General features: G+C 34.9%; 4 protein-coding genes. All 4 read right to left on the bottom strand.

Annotated features, from left to right (window positions below; all coding sequences use genetic code 11):
• Positions 1 to 598: hypothetical protein (locus P2W72_RS06800; protein WP_276360239.1), on the bottom strand; the 598-nt coding region annotated here is incomplete at its 3' end.
• Positions 583 to 960: a hypothetical protein gene (locus P2W72_RS06795; RefSeq protein WP_276360238.1), complete on the bottom strand. Its 378-nt coding sequence runs from the start codon at positions 958 to 960 to the stop codon at positions 583 to 585. The genes P2W72_RS06795 and P2W72_RS06800, both read right to left, overlap by 16 nt.
• A 4-nt stretch (positions 961 to 964) precedes the next feature.
• Positions 965 to 1,684 (bottom strand): hypothetical protein, encoded by a 720-nt coding sequence (locus tag P2W72_RS06790; protein WP_276360237.1) that lies wholly within the window; start codon positions 1,682 to 1,684, stop codon positions 965 to 967.
• A gap of 358 nt (positions 1,685 to 2,042) precedes the next feature.
• Positions 2,043 to 2,351, bottom strand: a 309-nt coding sequence (locus P2W72_RS06785; protein WP_276360236.1) for a T9SS type A sorting domain-containing protein, incomplete at its 5' end; no start/stop codon positions are given.

The raw sequence follows: 2,351 nt of genomic DNA, 5'->3' as shown, positions 1-2,351 counted from the left end.
TTGCGCCTGCTGGCAGATTGGGTATGCTGTAAGTGTCGCTGGTGCAGAAATTATCAGGGCCGGAGATTGAAGGAGTTTTTATATAATATTTAAGAGAGGAGGAATTATATGGCACATAGGTTTTTTCATGCTGCATCACAGGGTAATCTCCCCATTTAGATCTAAAGATATCTGTTGTACTTGTTGTAACAGCGCTATGGTTGTCAAATGCATAGGACACCTTAGCCGGGTATTGCTGACTGCATATTTCCATGTAGCTACCATCATTCCAATATATATCTTCTGCGGTTGATGTATAATATCCTATCCAAACATTACTGCCTCCTTCCGTTATATGCCAGGCATAGCCGTGGCAATTGTATGTACTGGATGCATCTGTCAGCCTTGTAGCATTAGGATAATTAGTAGCTACATAATTATTGGCTGCTTCAATTTGGGAAGAAGAGAGTTCAGGTCTTAAATAGGTATCAGGAACAACAGAACCTTTGGGTGTATATATGGTCACAGCAGTTTGTGATAAGGCATTATTCAGTATAGAACATAACACTAATAAGAAAATTGTCTTTTTTTTGCTCATAACAATTACAGCTTTTCCCATAGTAATTTTTTATTTTTCCTGTTGGTTTCAAAATCATCCCAATCTTTTGCTTCTGCAAATGCTTGGATGATTACAGTTCCTGAACAATTATAAACTGCCTGGGTACAAATTGCAAGTGAAGATGCATGATTTTCAAAATAGAACACTTTTTCTCCTTTGTAATCATACATGGTAATTGTTGCACCTTTATAAATGTATTGGCATGGCCCTTTACCTGAGATTAATGTCTGCGCCCAGACCAATTGATCAAAAGAAGCAACACCACATTGCATTATAGCACCATTATCCTCTGTAAAATTAGCTTTACCACAACCTGAGATAAATAAAGAAATAAATAAAATAATTATCAGATATTGTTTCATGACATTATTTATTTAAAATTCTTTGAACATTTAGCAATACATTAATAAGGACGCCTTGGTCGGATAATATCATTCTATCAGAAAATAATTTAGCATTTTGATTACCTGCCTTATATGATTCCCATACAGAATCATCCATAGTATCAAGTATTTTTGAGGCAGTATATACAAGTGTTAATTCCCCCAATGTCCCAAATATGTCCTTATACTGTTCCTTCCCATGGTTCTTTCTAAGAATCTCTTTCAAGATATCTTTTTTATGAGTTTGTTTTAATTGCTTTAAAATATCATCATTTGAAATTAAAATTTCAATAGCGGATAAATGCATTGTAAATCCCCCTTTATCTTCCTCGCTTTTAAAAGTTGTAACAGATTCTGCATTAATCCTTTTATATCCTTCTAAAATAATCAATCCAGCATCACTGCGTTTTTTAAGAGATAAAAAGCCATTAAAATTTTTGCTCATTTCATCAAATCCAATTTTAGGATTATCATAAGCATACATGTCAAATAACAATGGATATTTCAAGCAAGTTTCTAACAAGTCCGGGGTGTTCATTTGTTGAATCAAATTATCTGGAATTTGGCAAATGTTAACCATATCATCATGTGATTTCAGCTTTTTCCAGGCTTCAGTCCCAGGTTTTACAGGATAATTATACACTTGAGCACAAATATTATTATAAGCAAAAGATATTAAGATGATGAATATTATCCGTTTCATTTGTAATTGGTTAAATATTTTTTATATAAAATAATTGATTTTTAAACAAAAAATTTTCAATATTATTTTTTTAAACCCAGGCTTCTTCTATGTAAATTATTAGCTATTTGAAATATACGAAAGTTAAAGAGAAAACGTTACACCCCGTAAGAACGAGTATAATTCCCTCTCCCTTTGCTGGTGGCAGCTTGCAGCGCGTATCCAATATGATCCGATCAAACAAAATCTAAATTTCTTGCCATGGAACGGCAAAAATTCAGTATCTCTCTGAGCAATTTAAAAAAGTGCATAACAGACCCTGCCCGTATTGTAAAGTACCATATTTTGTCTGGTCCGGTGCCGCTGTTACGCAGAATTCCTAATGCTGTATAATGACCTGTTTCCTGATAACCTCTTTCCCTTTACTGATGTGTAAATAATAAGTCCCGTTGGGCACCTCTGCAATGTCTAACTTAAGCCCTTTGCTTCCTTTTGGGTTTTTTGCCGATCTGAGGATATTCCCTTTCTCGTTATATAATCTTACCAGGAACTCAGGGTTGGATTCATCTTTCGAATCGCCGTCTTTTACACCCGCTTCTTCCGTATTGCTTATATTCAACTCAGTACTGGCAGGGTTTGGATAAACAACCAATGAACTGGAAACGGCATAGCCCCCGCAGTTTGTGTT

It is taken from the genome of Daejeonella sp. H1SJ63 (genome assembly GCF_029360775.1).
Classification (GTDB): domain Bacteria; phylum Bacteroidota; class Bacteroidia; order Sphingobacteriales; family Sphingobacteriaceae; genus Daejeonella.
The sequence above is the reverse complement of the archived record's forward strand: the minus strand, read 5'-3'. Positions and strand labels throughout refer to the sequence as shown.

Bases quoted from the DNA above. Each gene is read 5' to 3' on its own strand.
- P2W72_RS06795 (WP_276360238.1), bottom strand. From the start codon at position 960: ATGAAACAATATCTGATAATTATTTTATTTATTTCTTTATTTATCTCA.
- P2W72_RS06790 (WP_276360237.1), bottom strand. From the start codon at position 1,684: ATGAAACGGATAATATTCATCATCTTAATATCTTTTGCTTATAATAAT.